We start from the raw sequence: 15248 nt of genomic DNA on the forward strand, positions 1-15248 counted from the left end.
TGCTCCGGTGAAGGGAGGACTGGTATGTCTTTTGTTGCTGGGGATTTTACTTATGGATTAAGCGGTAGTTGGCTGGCGGGATAGGGGACATTTGTCTGGATACATTATTAATGCGGGAGACCCCATTGTATTTACAGGGTCCATTGTTGGGCATGCTGACGGCGTGGAGCCAAGGTATCATCGGACTGTCTATGTTTGGAGCAGGGGCGGCGATTGAAATGATGGAGCCGCGTATGTTGGGTTTGGCTGGAGGTGCGGGGGTTGACTACTTCATGTCATCCTTGTTGCTGGTTTTCACCGATTTTTCGGATTTGCGTAGCGAGCTAAACAGGAAGTTTCTCCACCGGTAAATAATATACAGCAGGATCATGAACCCAACGACTCCCGCAATTCGCAGTGCATACAGCTCTACCAAATGGAAAATGGCATCCCATTGGGGACCAAACAGCTTGCCGATGCTTAGAAAGAGGATGACCCAGAATAAAGCGCCGCTGTAAGCATACAAGACAAATTTACGGAAAGAAAGAGCAATAATCCCGGCAAAATAACCGGTAAAATGCCTGACACCGGGGATGAAATATCCAAGGAAGATAAGCCAGTATCCATATCGTTGGAACCATTTTTGTGTTTTCTGAAGCTTGTCCGGCGATAACAAAATCCATTTACCGTATTTCTGAATAAAGGGGAGCCCAGCCCATCTTCCAATAAAGTAGGTAATAGTCATACCGAGGGTTGTGCCCAAGAAAGCTAGCAGCACCAGTTTACCGAAATCCAGGGTACCGGCATAGGAGAGATATCCCGCATAAGCCATTGTGGTTTCCCCGGGAAATGGTAAAGCAATAAACTCAAGCAGCAAGCCGAAAAAAAGGACGCCGTAGCCGTATTCTTCGAACAATTGCGCGATCCACTTCAGCACATCCATCGTTTACACTCCTACGAACAGATTGAGTATTTTAGAATCAATTCATTTTAACAATCTTTTCATGCCCACTCAACTCCGGTTGATTTCTTGACGTCTTGTTTTATCGTTGCGTATAATGAAACGAACAATTGAGGGAGGCACGGTAATGAATAAGCCTAATGAAATCGTTGTAGTTCTCGATTTTGGAGGACAATACAACCAGTTAATCGCAAGAAGAATTCGGGATCTCGGTGTATATAGCGAGCTCCTTCCATACAATACGCCTGCGGAGAAGCTGAGAGAGCTGGCGCCAAAAGGGATTGTTTTCTCAGGCGGACCTTCCAGCGTATATACAGACAATGCTCCTCAGGTGGATCGGGCAATTTATGATCTTGGCATCCCTATCTTTGGTATTTGTTATGGCATGCAGCTGATGGCTCACCAACTGGATGGTAAGGTAGAACGTGCGGGCAAGCGTGAGTATGGCAAAGCAGATGTGCAATTCAATCAGGATGCCCGCTTGGCTAAAGGATTGGATTCTCGTCAAACCGTATGGATGAGCCATGGGGATCACGTTACAGATCTGCCAACCGGCTTTGCACTGGATGCAGGAACAGAGAGTGCGCCGATTGCCGCGATGAGTAACCTGGAGCGGAATCTGTATGCGGTGCAATTTCATCCGGAGGTACGTCATTCCGTTCAAGGTAACGAGATGATCAGCAACTTCCTTTATGAAGTGTGCGGTTGTGAAGGCAACTGGACCATGGAATCGTTTATCGAAGATCAGATTCGTGAGATTCGTCAACAGGTAGGCGACAAGAAAGTATTGTGTGCCTTAAGCGGTGGCGTTGATTCTTCCGTTGTAGCGATGCTCATTCACAAAGCGATCGGTGACCAACTGACGTGTATGTTCATTGACCATGGATTGCTGCGCAAAGGTGAAGCCGAAAGTGTAATGGAGACGTTCGTTGGTAAATTTGATATGAAAGTTGTCAAAATTGACGCACGTGAGCGCTTCTTGTCCAAGCTGGCAGGAGTCGATGATCCAGAACAAAAACGTAAAATCATCGGTAACGAGTTTATCTATGTGTTCGAGGAAGAATCTTCTCAATTTGACGATTTTACTTTCCTGGCACAAGGTACGCTGTATACGGATATTGTAGAGAGCGGAACAGCAACGGCACAGACCATTAAATCCCATCATAATGTGGGTGGTTTGCCAGAGAACATGAAGTTCAAGCTGATCGAGCCGTTGAATGCCCTGTTCAAGGACGAAGTGCGTAAAGTCGGCGAAGAATGTGGATTGCCAGCTGAGATTGTATGGCGTCAACCATTCCCAGGTCCGGGTCTTGCCATTCGTGTGCTGGGCGAAGTGACAGAGGACAAGCTAACGATTGTTCGTGAGTCGGATTACATTTTGCGCGAGGAGATTGCTAAAGCCGGTCTGGATCGGGAAATCTGGCAATACTTCACCGCTTTGCCGAATATGAAGAGTGTTGGCGTTATGGGCGATGCTCGTACGTATTCTTACACTGTAGGTATTCGTGCAGTAACCTCCATCGACGGTATGACCGCCGACTGGGCACGTATCCCTTGGGATGTGCTGGAGAAAATTTCGGTACGTATCGTAAACGAAGTGGATAACGTGAATCGCATCGTGTACGATATCACCTCCAAACCACCAGCAACGATCGAGTGGGAATAAACGCGGAGACTCCCGCGCCGTAACCATCAATCCTTTAAGATTTACCAATACAGCATCAGGACTCCTCCGTATCGGCGAAATATCGCTATGCGGTTGGAGTCTTTTTTTTCAGGGGCAAGGTCGAACCTTTGCTCGGGAAAGTTTACTGTACGGCAACCTCAATCGACGGGGGTTAGCTGAAGGCGAACAGCATTGCCTCATGCGGCGGAGATATGAAGTCATTTATTGTTGCAAAACGGAATATGAAGCTGAAAAAAGGAGATATTATTCAATGTTAATGTCTCCTTTTTTTATATGGTTTTATTAGATTCAAGCTATAAATAGCTTAAATCAAGTATGAAATTAAACGTTCACTTCTTTTTCATGTCATGCTCTAATGGTGTCATGTTTTGATACTAATATATTTTATAATGTACCTAGATTAAAGTGTTGCATATCTCGTTTTATTAAACGCTGTTCTAAGGAGAATAAAGAGGTGAAAAAATTATTTTTGTCGTCCTCATTTAAGGATGTTGCACCATGGTTAATCCATTTCGCCGGTGAAAACTTGGAAGGAAAAAAAGTCACCTTCATCCCAACCGCAAGTATTCCAGAGAAAGTTAAGTTTTATGTGGAATCAGGAAAAAAAGCATTAGAGAATTTAGGATTGGTCGTGGATGAAATCGAAATAAGCACAGCAACCTGGGATGAAATAGCGAGTAAAATTAGAGGGAATGACTATATTTATATTACCGGAGGCAACACATTTTATTTACTTCAAGAGTTAAGAAGAACCGGGGCTGACAAAATCATTGCTGATGAAGTTAATGCAGGGAAGTTATATATAGGCGAATCGGCAGGTTCGATGATTTTATCACCGAATATCGAATATGCCCGACTTATGGACAATGTGGAGGAGGCGCCAGCTTTGGATTCCTTTGCTGCGCTAGGGGTCATTGAATTCTATCCAGTCCCCCATCATACGAACATCCCGTTTAAAAAAGCGGTGGAGAACATCATTGAGGAATATGGCAGCCGATTAAATTTATATCCAATCAGCAACGCGGAAGTTATTCTGGTTGAAAGTGACAGTATAAAGGTCGAGAATGCATGATTTTAAAAGATCAAGAACCTTTAACTCCACATCTATCGTGGTGTTAAAGGTTCTTTTTTTATAATTCTACCTTACCATACGATCTTTTTCCCAGTTGCAGCCGATTCCTCAATGCGGTCCAGTAGCTGATGCAGCTTTAAGGCATGGTTGAAATCAGGAGCGAGACGGGTATGTGTCAAAATATCCTCGGCAAAAACATAATGAGCCTTGGCTACATTCAGGGTTACCCCTTCTTTTGGGAAATCCATTTCTATATTAGGCTCTCTAGTTATACTTATTTGTTCAAAAGCGCCATTAGGACCATGACTCTGCGTACTGCTTGGATCGTACACAAGTTTTTCGAGCGTTAGATTCCCGAATTGAACATGCCCAAGCGAAGGATTCTGTGACAAACGCAAAAGGCCCTTTTTCCCTTGAATCTCTATCTCAAACTTAGAACTCACTCCACCTTGAATGTGAACGGATACCGGTGCTCCTTTTTCTAATAGTCCGTGAATCAGAATCTGATCGGCTGTATCCTTGGAAATGACTTCACCCGTTTCCTGAATAGTGGCTTGGTTATAGCGGGATGATGTGATGGCCGATAGCTCGCGGAATTCGCCAACGATGTATTGCAGCGCATCCAGGGAATGACCGCCATTAATCGTGAGCAGATTAGCCCCATTGGCTCTATTCAGCAAATAAGCAGTATCCTGATTTACTTGTCCTCCTTTGCCGGGAGTAGCTACTTGCATATGACAGGATATAATTTCACCAATCTCTCCGCCCTCCACGAGCTTTTTCATCGTTTGCACTTCAAGATCCTGCCGTGCCTGCAAGCCGACGGTATGATGAATGCCTGCCAGTTCCGCCGCCTTGGCCATTTCAGCAGCTTCCGCAGTGTTTGCCCCCAAGGGCCATTCACAAAAAATATGTTTTCCCTCTTGAATTGCCGCCATCACCGCCTCGTAATGATGGGGAACTTTTATGCTCACCACAACCATGTCCACATCCTCGGAAGCTGCGAGCTTTTTGGCATCATCAAAAGCCAGTGCCGCACCTACTTCTTCTGCGCTTTGTCGCGCACTCTCCATACGAGAAGTACCGACGGCAGTGATATCCAGGTTGGAGTGCTTGAGCAAAGCCGGAATATGCGTTTGACTGGCCCATTTATTATTCATCGAACCTCCTACGATACCTACACGAATCTTCTTTTTGATCATGTTGCCATACCTCCTGCTTTTTAAAATGAGGGTGGAAAATAGCATCCAAGGCCAATATAATACACTTAACTCATAAATAATAATGCTTGTTTATGATATAGGTATCATTTTATTTGATGGGAAGTGAAGGGATGGATATTGAAAATATGCAGGCATTTGTTTCGGTGGCAGAGCTGAGAAGCCTGACAGAAGCAGCACAAAAGTTGAATCACCTGCAATCGAATATGACGGCCAAAATAAAGAAGCTGGAGGCCCATTACGGCACAGCGTTATTTTATCGAAAACCCCGTGGTATGGAGCTGACACCCGCAGGAGAAACCTTGTATGCTCAGTTCAAGCAAATGTTGTTGCTATGGCAAGACACGGAGATGAAAATGAGACCGCAGGAGGAAAAGCTGCGCATCGGTACCATGCAGTCCATCGTGGCGGGCGAAACAACGAGGGCGCTCACGAAGGTATATGAGCTGTATCCGCAGGCTTCGGTTACATTAAAAACCGGAACCACGACGGAAATGGAGCGGTTGATCCTTGACGGCGAACTCGATATTGCTTTTGTTACAGGGTATCCCGCCAACCCGTATATTCATTATCAAAAAATATGCCGTGAAGAGCTGGTGCTGGTGGGGAAAGGCATACATGAAGGCTCAGATCTCAAACAGGTACTCCAAGGAGCGTCTATTATCATATTGTCGGATGGCTGCCTGTACCTAACGCATTTAAAGAAGATGTATCAGGACATGCAATTGACCCATGGCGAGGTTGTGGAGGTCGGTGTGTTTGATACGATGGTGGAATTTGCCTTGATGGGAATGGGAATCACCCTTATGTCTAAAAGGCTTGCGCGGCAATTCAAAGTAACATCCTATTTGCCCGCTCCCCCAACCTTTGGCTACATGGATACATATTTAATAACCCGGCCAAATCACGAAATGTCAGCGATTGAACATAAATTTATCGAAATCAACAATACGATCTAATAGATAGGAGAGACATCGAATGACAATCAATCAAGGCAAATACCAAGGCAGCCATGCTGTATTTCTGGGTGATAGCATTACGTTTGGATATGAATTGCGTGATGGAGAAAAGCCTTACCCCCACCTTGTGAGCGACGCACTGGGATTCCTAACCTTTGAGAATCACGGCATATCCGGCAGCAGTGTAGCCAGCGGCGGTTTTGAACCGATGTGTGAGCGTTATGAGAAAATGAACCCTCATGCGGACGTGATCTTTTTTATGGGGGGAAGAAACGATTTTTCGATGGGAGAAATACCGTTCGGTAGCTTAGATACGCCATCGACAGAAACGAGTACGTTTTATGGTGCGCTCAAGCATATTGCCGAAGGACTAATTAACCGTTACCCGGACAAGCTGATCGTCTTTTTGACTCCGCCTCACGGATCAAGTGATACGGTTCCTGAGCATCTGCCTAATGCCATTACTGGTCAAGTCTATAGCGCGTATGCACAGGCCGTGAGAGAAGTGGCCTCACTTTATTCTTTCCCGTGCTGTGATCTGTGGAATATCGCCGGAATTCAACCACTATTGCCTGTACATAAACAGATGTACTTTACAGGGGAAAATGGTGTTCCTGACGGCCTGCACCCGAATCAGGCAGGCCACGAGCGGATGGCGGCCCGTATTATGGGATTTATGAATACACTGTAATTTGGACCATTTCATCGTTTTATCGAATGACCCTACTAACTACAAATTCTAGAATGCTCAGGCTATTCGTTTAGCTTGAGCATTTTTTTCTGATTGTAGGATTTGTATATATAGACTTGTCTCAGGGCTTGTTTATTTTTAGTGAGGGTGTATAATACTTGATATATCAATTGATAAGTCAAGCATTGGGAAGAGGGTTTGTCATCGAACGTTGCTCTGAAAGAAGCCAGTTGTTTTATCGCATGCATCTTTTGTGTAAAGAAATGAATAACGCTTTTGAAGCACAGTTAAAAACCAGTTTTACCAAGGTCGAAATTTTGTATCATATTGATCATCGTCAGGAACTAAGTCAGCTGGAGCTCCAACATCTGCTCGTTCTGGATGGTGCAGCAGTGACCCGACATCTGAGAAGGCTGGAAGAGGAAGGTCTGATTTTACGTAGTAAAAAAGAGCAGGATAAGCGTGTGACCTATATACGTTTGACCGAATTAGGGGTTCAAGAGCTGCAAGTTTTGTCAGAGCAAAGACAAGCCTTTCAGGAAAAGCTGCTATGTAAGTTTACAGATGAGGAAATTGTGGCTTTGACAGATGTGCTACAGCGTATGTCTAGCAATGTAAAGAATATGTAAATGTGCGAGGAGGAAATGAATATGAAAGCCATCGTTATAGATCAGTATGGAAGCAAGGATGAATTGAAAGAAAGAGAAGTGGCTACTCCTACACCACAGGCTCATCAGGTTGTAGTCAAAGTGGCGGCTACCTCCATCAATCCAATTGACTGGAAGCTGCGTGAAGGTTACTTAAAACAAATGATGGATTGGGAGTTCCCGATTATTTTAGGCTGGGATGTCGCCGGCACTATTTCCGAAGTAGGCAGCGAGGTTACCGATTGGAAAGTGGGAGATGAAGTGTTTGCACGCCCGGACACCACACGGTTCGGTACTTATGCCGAGTATACCTTGGTGGATGATCATCTGCTGGCACGTAAACCCGCCTCAATTTCTTGGGAGGAAGCCGCTTCTGTACCTTTGGCGGGGTTGACTGCTTGGCAGGCGCTCTTTACACATGGTCAACTGACCAAAGGAGAAAAAGTATTAATCCACGCAGGTGCAGGTGGCGTAGGTATGTTTGCTATCCAGTTTGCCAAACAAGCCGGAGCCTATGTCATTACTACAGCCAGTGAGCGTAATCATGAATTGCTTGCTTCATTGGGTGCCGACCAAATCATTGACTATCGTACAACTCGTTTTGAGGAAGTTTTATCTGATGTGGACGTGGTGTTCGATACGATGGGTGGGGATGTTCAGAAGAACAGCTTTAAGGTAATGAAAAGGGATACCGGACGGATCATATCCATTGTTAGCAATTTTGACGAAGAGCTGGTGAAGGAGTACAACGTAACGGCCAAAAATATATGGCTGGAGCCCAACGGACAGCAACTACAGGAAATTGCCGATCTGTTGGAGCAAAAGAAAGTAAGATCGGTAGTAGGAGCTACGTTTCCTTTTTCACAAAAAGGTTTGTATGACGCACACGCTTTAAGCGAAACCCACCACGCTGTCGGTAAAATTGCAATAATCTTCTCATAAGGACACATACACATATACAGCACGAAAGGAATTGCACACGATGAAGATTTTAGAAGATTATTTTCACTACTATGATCTATCGTTTATCTGGAAAATATACCGGACACAGCGAATGCCTTTGATAAGTACAAAAATATCTGATTCCTCTAAATGATAACCCGTCAGCTGCATAATAGCTTGCGGTTTTTTTTGTTTTCCGAACAATGCATATGTGTTCAATTTGTAACATTCGCTTTTTCTGTTGACAAGCAGTAGGTGAGAGCCTAAAATAACGAATGTAATAATATAGCGCATATGAATGCGAATATTACTTCAAACGAACGACAACAATACGAGTATGCTTTGCGTAGGAGGAATTACGACTCATGGAGCGTTTCTTTAAATTAAAGGAACATGGCACGAACGTCCGCACAGAGATTATTGCGGGGATTACTACTTTTATGACCATGGCTTATATTCTGGTGGTCAACAATACCTTTTTAGGTCCGACTGGAGCAGGTATGCCCAGTGAAGCTGTCTTTTTTGCCACGGCGGTAGGTGCAGGTTTGGTTACTATACTGATGGGGTTATTCGTTAATGTGCCGATCGGCATGGCGCCGGGTATGGGCCTGAATGCATATTTTATGACTGTAGTCCTGAGTTCCAATGGCATGATTACTTGGCAAGCGGCACTTGGCGCTGTATTTATATCCGGTATCGTCTTTCTGATTTTAACCGTGACACGAGTAAGACAGATGCTGCTTGTTGCGGTTCCGGAAAATTTAAAGACAGCCATTACAGTGGGTATCGGCTTGTTTATTACGATTGTCGGCTTCAAGCTTTGTAATCTGGTTATGGTGAGCATCGTTCCAGGGACAGATGTCGGTCAACCGGTTCCGGGTCATTCTTTTAATTTGATTCTGGGAAGTCTGGTACATCAAAAGGATGCACTGCTGGCGCTAATCGGATTGCTTATTATCGCAGCACTGATGGTCGTTCGGGTCAAAGGTGCATTGCTGATTGGGATCGTAGCTACTACATTAATCGGTATTCCGATGGGAGTAACAAATCTGAGTAGCTTGACAACAGGCAACTGGATTCCTGATTTCAGTAATTTGGCTGTAGGTCAGTTAGACTTGAAAGCAGCTTTGCATATTGGTCTGTTTGATATCATTTTCATTTTCACATTTGTAGAGTTGTTTGATACGTTTGGTACCTTGGTAGGTACAGCTACACGCGCGGGTATAATGAAAGATAAGAAAAAAGGCGAGAAAATTATCGGTAAAGCGATGCTGGTGGATGCTGTTGGTGTAAGTACCGGCGCAGTATTGGGTACAAGTACGATTACAGCATTCGTAGAAAGCTCCGCAGGGGTAGAAGAAGGCGGACGTACCGGACTGACTGCTGTAACGACAGGTGTTCTGTTCTTGTTGGCCCTGTTTATTGCACCATTAGCTCTGGTTGTGCCTTCTGCCGCTACTGCTCCAGCTCTGATTATCGTTGGGGTCCTAATGATGAGTCAGGTTCGCAACATCGACTGGGATAACTTCCTATTGGCGTTTCCTGCATTTTTGACCATCGTGCTAATGCCTTTCACAGGTGGAATCGCGAATGGTATCTCTGCTGGTATTCTGTCTTACGTTGTGCTGGCTGTGTTCAGTAATCTGTTTACCAGCAATAAAGTTAAAATTCACTGGCTCATGTGGGTGCTTGCTATTATTGTAGTGATCCGCTTTGCCTTTATGGGCTCTGAATAATCAGTAGATATAGAACACAGAACCTCTTTCCTGTTGCTTAAGGGAAGAGGTTCTTTTTTTTGTAGTTAGACGCAGATAGATACAAAGGAGCTATTATATAGAAGGAAAACGAATAATAAATAAAGCATTGTGAAATCTTATCTAATAAATGCTTGCAATAGGGATATGCATATGGTATATTCTAATTCCGGCCAAGAAATACAATGTTGCGAGCGAGTGTTACAAAAAAAGATTCTAAAAAAAGTGCTTGCAAAGTTGGTTCGGACATGATATGATATAAGAGTTGATGAGGCGAAAAGTTGAATCAACAAAATGCAGGTTTGATCTTTGAAAACTGAACAACGAGTGAGTAAAACGATTTTGTTCGCAAAATCAAACAAGAGATATTTTTATCTCGTCAGTTTCAACATGAGCTTATCGCTCTTTCTATAAACCAACTTCGGTTGGTCTTTAATGGAGAGTTTGATCCTGGCTCAGGACGAACGCTGGCGGCGTGCCTAATACATGCAAGTCGAGCGGGGTTATTTAGAAGCTTGCTTCTAAATAACCTAGCGGCGGACGGGTGAGTAACACGTAGGCAACCTGCCCACAAGACAGGGATAACTACCGGAAACGGTAGCTAATACCCGATACATCCTTTTCCTGCATGGGAGAAGGAGGAAAGACGGAGCAATCTGTCGCTTGTGGATGGGCCTGCGGCGCATTAGCTAGTTGGTGGGGTAAAGGCCTACCAAGGCGACGATGCGTAGCCGACCTGAGAGGGTGATCGGCCACACTGGGACTGAGACACGGCCCAGACTCCTACGGGAGGCAGCAGTAGGGAATCTTCCGCAATGGGCGAAAGCCTGACGGAGCAACGCCGCGTGAGTGATGAAGGTTTTCGGATCGTAAAGCTCTGTTGCCAGGGAAGAACGTCTTGTAGAGTAACTGCTACAAGAGTGACGGTACCTGAGAAGAAAGCCCCGGCTAACTACGTGCCAGCAGCCGCGGTAATACGTAGGGGGCAAGCGTTGTCCGGAATTATTGGGCGTAAAGCGCGCGCAGGCGGCTCTTTAAGTCTGGTGTTTAATCCCGAGGCTCAACTTCGGGTCGCACTGGAAACTGGGGAGCTTGAGTGCAGAAGAGGAGAGTGGAATTCCACGTGTAGCGGTGAAATGCGTAGAGATGTGGAGGAACACCAGTGGCGAAGGCGACTCTCTGGGCTGTAACTGACGCTGAGGCGCGAAAGCGTGGGGAGCAAACAGGATTAGATACCCTGGTAGTCCACGCCGTAAACGATGAATGCTAGGTGTTAGGGGTTTCGATACCCTTGGTGCCGAAGTTAACACATTAAGCATTCCGCCTGGGGAGTACGGTCGCAAGACTGAAACTCAAAGGAATTGACGGGGACCCGCACAAGCAGTGGAGTATGTGGTTTAATTCGAAGCAACGCGAAGAACCTTACCAGGTCTTGACATCCCTCTGACCGGTCTAGAGATAGACCTTTCCTTCGGGACAGAGGAGACAGGTGGTGCATGGTTGTCGTCAGCTCGTGTCGTGAGATGTTGGGTTAAGTCCCGCAACGAGCGCAACCCTTATGCTTAGTTGCCAGCAGGTCAAGCTGGGCACTCTAAGCAGACTGCCGGTGACAAACCGGAGGAAGGTGGGGATGACGTCAAATCATCATGCCCCTTATGACCTGGGCTACACACGTACTACAATGGCCGGTACAACGGGAAGCGAAATCGCGAGGTGGAGCCAATCCTAGAAAAGCCGGTCTCAGTTCGGATTGTAGGCTGCAACTCGCCTACATGAAGTCGGAATTGCTAGTAATCGCGGATCAGCATGCCGCGGTGAATACGTTCCCGGGTCTTGTACACACCGCCCGTCACACCACGAGAGTTTACAACACCCGAAGTCGGTGGGGTAACCCGCAAGGGAGCCAGCCGCCGAAGGTGGGGTAGATGATTGGGGTGAAGTCGTAACAAGGTAGCCGTATCGGAAGGTGCGGCTGGATCACCTCCTTTCTATGGAGAATCGTTTCCTGCAACGGAAACATTCAAATATGAAGCGTATGCTTCAAAAACTACTCACTCGTTGCTCAGTTTTGAGAGCTCAAACTCTCAAAAAAGTTGGTTGTTTACAGCTTTGCACCTTGAAAACTGGATACCGAAACGAAATTGCGTTTTAGAATATTCCTTTAAGCTGATCTTGTGTAAACAAGTGAAATAAAGGTAGCTGCCTTGAATTTCATTCACACATTCGTGTTGAACCGAAAATCAAAGCAAATCGTATTTACGATGTAAATACTAGGTTAAGCTACAAAGAGCACACGGAGGATGCCTAGGCGCCAGGAGCCGACGAAGGACGTGGCGAACAACGATAAGGCCTCGGGGAGCTGTAAGCAAGCTTTGATCCGGGGATGTCCGAATGGGGAAACCCGGCTGTCTTCATCGACAGTCACTTTCTGCTGAATACATAGGCAGAATAGAGGCAGACCAGGGGAACTGAAACATCTAAGTACCCTGAGGAAGAGAAAACAATAGTGATTCCGTCAGTAGCGGCGAGCGAACGCGGATTAGCCCAAACCAAGGAGCTTGCTCCTTGGGGTTGTGGGACGTCTCACATGGAGTTACAAAGGAACCGGTTAGATGAAGAGGTCTGGAAAGGCCCGCCAGAGAAGGTAAAAGCCCTGTAGTTCAAAACTTGTTCCCTCCGAGACGGATCCCGAGTAGTGCGGGGCACGTGAAACCCCGTATGAATCCGGCAGGACCATCTGCCAAGGCTAAATACTCCCTGGCGACCGATAGTGAAGCAGTACCGTGAGGGAAAGGTGAAAAGCACCCCGGAAGGGGAGTGAAATAGATCCTGAAACCGTGTGCTTACAAGAAGTCAGAGCCCGATCTATGGGTGATGGCGTGCCTTTTGTAGAATGAACCGGCGAGTTACGTTCCCGTGCAAGGTTAAGGTGAAGAGCTGAAGCCGCAGCGAAAGCGAGTCTGAATAGGGCGAATGAGTACGTGGACGTAGACCCGAAACCGGGTGATCTACCCCTGTCCAGGGTGAAGGTGCGGTAACACGCACTGGAGGCCCGAACCCACGCATGTTGAAAAATGCGGGGATGAGGTGGGGGTAGCGGAGAAATTCCAATCGAACCCGGAGATAGCTGGTTCTCCCCGAAATAGCTTTAGGGCTAGCCTCGGAAAAAAGAATCGTGGAGGTAGAGCACTGATTGGGTGCGGGGCCCGCAAGGGTTACCAAGCTCAGTCAAACTCCGAATGCCATAGATTTAGTTCCGGGAGTCAGACAGTGAGTGCTAAGATCCATTGTCGAAAGGGAAACAGCCCAGACCATCAGCTAAGGTCCCCAAGTGTGTGTTAAGTGGGAAAGGATGTGGAGTTGCACAGACAACCAGGATGTTGGCTTAGAAGCAGCCACCATTGAAAGAGTGCGTAATAGCTCACTGGTCGAGTGACTCTGCGCCGAAAATGTAACGGGGCTAAACACACCACCGAAGCTATGGCTTGATGCTTGCATCAGGGGTAGGGGAGCGTTGAATGCGGGTTGAAGGTGTACCGTAAGGAGCGCTGGACTGCATTCAAGTGAGAATGCCGGTATGAGTAACGAAAAGATCTGTGAGAATCAGATCCGCCGAAAGCCTAAGGGTTCCTGAGGAAGGTTCGTCCGCTCAGGGTAAGTCGGGACCTAAGGCGAGGCCGATAGGCGTAGTCGAAGGACAACAGGTCGAAATTCCTGTACCACCGTAATCCGTTATGAGCAATGGGGTGACGCAGTAGGGTAGTGACGCGGACTGATGGATGTCCGTCTAAGCAGTGAGGCTGGTGTGTAGGCAAATCCGCACATCGTAAGGCTGGGCTGTGATGGGGAGCGAAAATTATAGTAGCGAAGGTCATGATCTCAGACTGCCAAGAAAAGCCTCTAGCCAGGAGAAGGTGCCCGTACCGCAAACCGACACAGGTAGGCGAGAAGAGAATTCTAAGGCGCGCGGAAGAACTCTCGTTAAGGAACTCGGCAAAATGACCCCGTAACTTCGGGAGAAGGGGTGCCTCGGTAGGGTGAATAGCCCGAGGGGGCCGCAGTGAAAAGGCCCAAGCGACTGTTTAGCAAAAACACAGGTCTGTGCGAAGCCGCAAGGCGAAGTATACGGGCTGACGCCTGCCCGGTGCTGGAAGGTTAAGGGGAGTGGTAAGCCTTCGGGCGAAGCTATGAACCGAAGCCCCAGTAAACGGCGGCCGTAACTATAACGGTCCTAAGGTAGCGAAATTCCTTGTCAGGTAAATTCTGACCCGCACGAATGGCGTAACGACTTGGGCGCTGTCTCAACGAGAGATCCGGTGAAATTTTAATACCTGTGAAGATGCAGGTTACCCGCGACAAGACGGAAAGACCCCATGGAGCTTTACTGCAGCTTGATATTGAATTTGGGTACGATCTGTACAGGATAGGTGGGAGCCGTTGAATCTTGAGCGCCAGCTTGAGAGGAGGCATCCTTGGGATACCACCCTGATCGTATCTAGGTTCTAACTTGGTACCGTAATCCGGTACGAGGACAGTGTCAGGTGGGCAGTTTGACTGGGGCGGTCGCCTCCTAAAGAGTAACGGAGGCGCCCCAAGGTTCCCTCAGAATGGTTGGAAATCATTCGAAGAGTGCAAAGGCAGAAGGGAGCTTGACTGCGAGACCTACAAGTCGAGCAGGGACGAAAGTCGGGCTTAGTGATCCGGTGGTACCGCATGGAAGGGCCATCGCTCAACGGATAAAAGCTACCCTGGGGATAACAGGCTTATCTCCCCCAAGAGTCCACATCGACGGGGAGGTTTGGCACCTCGATGTCGGCTCATCGCATCCTGGGGCTGAAGTAGGTCCCAAGGGTTGGGCTGTTCGCCCATTAAAGCGGTACGCGAGCTGGGTTCAGAACGTCGTGAGACAGTTCGGTCCCTATCTGTCGTGGGCGTAGGAAATTTGAGAGGAGCTGTCCTTAGTACGAGAGGACCGGGATGGACGTACCGCTGGTGTACCAGTTGTTCCGCCAGGAGCACCGCTGGGTAGCTATGTACGGAAGGGATAAGCGCTGAAAGCATCTAAGCGTGAAGCCCCCCTCAAGATGAGATTTCCCAGTATGTAAGACCCCTTGAAGACGACGAGGTAGATAGGTTGGGGGTGGAAGTGCAGTAATGCATGGAGCTGACCAATACTAATCGGTCGAGGGCTTATCCTAAAATAAAACGTAAATGAGTTTCGGATCCAGTTTTCAGGGTGTAACCTTGAAGGTATGTACAAGTGACATACAACAAGCGCATGGCTATTCATTCACACGATAAGTGATGAACCGAATAACCGTACGGAAGAATTTGCA

9 protein-coding genes and 2 rRNA genes are annotated in these 15248 nt (G+C 47.0%); 9 read left to right on the plus strand and 2 right to left on the minus strand.

Annotated features, from left to right (window positions below; translation table 11 throughout):
* Positions 1-265: 265 nt before the first annotated feature.
* Entirely contained in the window at positions 266-922 is a 657-nt protein-coding gene (locus tag T3H97_RS03790) for a DedA family protein (protein WP_328801735.1), read from the minus strand.
* A gap of 145 nt (positions 923-1067) precedes the next feature.
* Between T3H97_RS03790 and guaA the strand changes: the two genes are divergently transcribed.
* Both guaA and T3H97_RS03800 read left to right on the plus strand, forming a co-directional pair.
* Positions 1068-2606 (plus strand): glutamine-hydrolyzing GMP synthase, encoded by a 1539-nt coding sequence (gene guaA / locus T3H97_RS03795; protein WP_328801736.1) that lies wholly within the window; start codon positions 1068-1070, stop codon positions 2604-2606.
* Positions 2607-3081: 475 nt separating this feature from the next.
* Entirely contained in the window at positions 3082-3699 is a 618-nt protein-coding gene (locus T3H97_RS03800; RefSeq protein ID WP_328801737.1) for a Type 1 glutamine amidotransferase-like domain-containing protein, read from the plus strand.
* Between the two features lie 71 nt (positions 3700-3770).
* On the opposite strand, the gene T3H97_RS03805 is transcribed toward T3H97_RS03800, so the two are convergent.
* Entirely contained in the window at positions 3771-4901 is a 1131-nt protein-coding gene (locus T3H97_RS03805; RefSeq protein ID WP_328801738.1) for a Gfo/Idh/MocA family protein, read from the minus strand.
* Between the two features lie 131 nt (positions 4902-5032).
* Here T3H97_RS03805 and T3H97_RS03810 point away from each other — a divergent pair, with 131 nt between their 5' ends.
* From T3H97_RS03810 to T3H97_RS03840, 7 genes are all read left to right on the plus strand, one after another.
* Entirely contained in the window at positions 5033-5878 is an 846-nt protein-coding gene (locus T3H97_RS03810) for a LysR family transcriptional regulator (protein WP_328801739.1), read from the plus strand.
* A 19-nt stretch (positions 5879-5897) separates the two neighbouring features.
* Entirely contained in the window at positions 5898-6569 is a 672-nt protein-coding gene (locus T3H97_RS03815) for an SGNH/GDSL hydrolase family protein (RefSeq protein WP_134902574.1), read from the plus strand.
* Between the two features lie 158 nt (positions 6570-6727).
* Positions 6728-7198, plus strand: coding sequence for a MarR family winged helix-turn-helix transcriptional regulator (locus T3H97_RS03820; RefSeq protein WP_328801740.1), 471 nt, complete (start codon positions 6728-6730; stop codon positions 7196-7198).
* Between the two features lie 21 nt (positions 7199-7219).
* On the plus strand, positions 7220-8158 hold the full coding sequence (locus T3H97_RS03825) for an NADP-dependent oxidoreductase (RefSeq protein WP_190298624.1): 939 nt from the start codon (positions 7220-7222) through the stop codon (positions 8156-8158).
* A gap of 365 nt (positions 8159-8523) precedes the next feature.
* The gene (locus T3H97_RS03830; RefSeq protein WP_328801741.1) at positions 8524-9894 is read left to right on the plus strand and encodes an NCS2 family permease; all 1371 of its coding nucleotides are present in this window, start codon (positions 8524-8526) and stop codon (positions 9892-9894) included.
* Between the two features lie 450 nt (positions 9895-10344).
* Positions 10345-11900, plus strand: a 16S ribosomal RNA gene (locus T3H97_RS03835).
* Between the two features lie 285 nt (positions 11901-12185).
* A 23S ribosomal RNA gene (locus T3H97_RS03840) occupies positions 12186-15110 on the plus strand.
* The 16S and 23S rRNA genes sit together here, the layout of an rRNA operon.
* The last annotated feature ends 138 nt before the right edge of the window (positions 15111-15248 follow it).

The organism is Paenibacillus sp. LX16 (genome assembly GCF_036252815.1).
GTDB lineage: Bacteria > Bacillota > Bacilli > Paenibacillales > Paenibacillaceae > Paenibacillus > Paenibacillus polymyxa_B.

Excerpts from the sequence above, each read along its gene's own strand:
- T3H97_RS03790 (WP_328801735.1), bottom strand. The coding sequence starts at position 922 with ATGGATGTGCTGAAGTGGATCGCGCAATTGTTCGAAGAATACGGCTAC.
- T3H97_RS03830 (WP_328801741.1), top strand. The coding sequence starts at position 8,524 with ATGGAGCGTTTCTTTAAATTAAAGGAACATGGCACGAACGTCCGCACA.
- T3H97_RS03810 (WP_328801739.1), top strand. The coding sequence starts at position 5,033 with ATGGATATTGAAAATATGCAGGCATTTGTTTCGGTGGCAGAGCTGAGA.
- guaA (WP_328801736.1), top strand. The coding sequence starts at position 1,068 with ATGAATAAGCCTAATGAAATCGTTGTAGTTCTCGATTTTGGAGGACAA.
- T3H97_RS03825 (WP_190298624.1), top strand. The coding sequence starts at position 7,220 with ATGAAAGCCATCGTTATAGATCAGTATGGAAGCAAGGATGAATTGAAA.
- T3H97_RS03805 (WP_328801738.1), bottom strand. The coding sequence starts at position 4,901 with ATGATCAAAAAGAAGATTCGTGTAGGTATCGTAGGAGGTTCGATGAAT.
- T3H97_RS03815 (WP_134902574.1), top strand. The coding sequence starts at position 5,898 with ATGACAATCAATCAAGGCAAATACCAAGGCAGCCATGCTGTATTTCTG.